Below are 1,591 nucleotides of genomic sequence, written 5' to 3'. Positions count from 1 at the left end.
TAAAACGTTTGTGCCCCATTCCCACTTAGATTAATTGCTCTTCGTTAAACTAGTCTGCTGAGATTCTCCAAAATTTTCTAATGTTAGAAACGGATAAACACTTAGGGTATTGAACTTAAACATGTTGGCAGAAATAGTAAGATTATCTCCCAACAGCATTAACTGTTGGGGAGGATATAAAGGTGAATGCTGTCTTTCGGATGTTAGTTAACAGGATTCGAGACCATGTTCTTGGAAGTCCTAAAACGCCGAATTAGCTACTCTTATTAGGTAAGCTATGAATATCATTAATGGCAAAATACCGCCCCAACGATGAAGAGTGTAAGTGGCTTGTTCGTTACTCGCTGATTGTGATTTAAGCAAGGGAACAGCGAGCATGACACCTAATACCCCTGTTAAAATAATCATGTAAGGAATATCTCGGCTTAGGACTTGCTCTGGGATGATTAACTCTTGGCCTATTATCGAAGGTATAGCGATTACTCCCAATAGATTGAAAATATTCGAGCCTATTACCGTGGCAAATACAATGTCGTACATTCCTCTGCGCACTCCAGCAATCGCAGCCGCCAGTTCGGGTAAGCTTGTCCCAAATGCAATTATAGTCAACCCAATGGTAAGTTCGCTCAAACCAGCAAGTTGAGCCAAGTTAACGGCTCCCCAGACCATTAACCTCGATGAGGTTAAAAGTAGTAACAACATCACTAAACTTTCCCACCCTGCTCGTTTTTTAGTTAATGGCAAGAACTCTAGCTCATCTTCAGAAACCTCACCTTGTCTTATGGACTTAGCTAAATAGAAACAGTATATGGCTAGCAAAATCACCAATAATAGACCGTCAGTTATATTTAGCTTTCCTGTGGACATCAGTGCGCTACAGATCAGCATTGACCCTGCCAATATCGGAAACTCTTTTTTGATAAAGCGCTTGTTAGCTTGGATGGGAGCCATTAACACAGCAATGGAAAGCACAAGACCAATATTAATAATATTGGAACCAATACCATTGCCTACAGCCAACTCTCCTGCATTATTTAAAGCAGCAACGGCAGATACGAGTAATTCGGGGGCAGATGTTCCGAACGCAACAACAGTCATACCTATAAAAATCAATGATATGTTGCAATGCTTGGCATAGGTTGCAGATGCAGAAATAAGCCGATCTGCACTGAATGCCACTAAAACTAAGCCGATTGTTAACGCTAACGATGGGAGTAAAAAAGAAGTCATAGAGTAAGTAATCAGAGGGCTTATAACAAACACGAACAACCCCACACTTAGCCCTCGCATAAAGTGTGTAAGTTGTTCGAGTCTCGCTGGGTAGGTACTAAAAACTACTGGTTGCACCATGACGTGTGGTCAAATATGTTGACACAACCTTTTGCAATGCTAGCAAAGCAAAATAGCTACTCCCTCAAACTGGCGAAGACTATAAACGCATAGAGCTAGAAAAGCAATTTGCAGTACGTAGACTAATCCGTAATTTACTAATTTAGCAAAGCCACTGACTCACTTTTGTCCAAAAGCTTCTCGGATTGAATTTTTACCCGTGGCACTTTCTAACTCGAAAGTGTCCGTGCGACCTGAGGTC

At 41.3% G+C, this 1,591-nt stretch carries 1 protein-coding gene; it reads right to left on the bottom strand.

All coding sequences use genetic code 11. From position 1 onward, the window contains the following. Positions 1-240: 240 nt before the first annotated feature. Positions 241-1,230 carry a calcium/sodium antiporter gene (locus AB4371_RS07660; RefSeq protein ID WP_372149380.1) on the bottom strand — a complete coding sequence of 330 codons (990 nt, stop codon included), beginning with the start codon at positions 1,228-1,230 and terminating at the stop codon, positions 241-243. Positions 1,231-1,591 lie beyond the last annotated feature (361 nt).

Source organism: Vibrio sp. 10N.261.51.A3 (assembly GCF_041471965.1).
GTDB classification, from domain to species: Bacteria; Pseudomonadota; Gammaproteobacteria; order Enterobacterales; family Vibrionaceae; genus Vibrio; species Vibrio crassostreae_C.
This window is presented reverse-complemented; position numbering and strand designations above follow the sequence as displayed.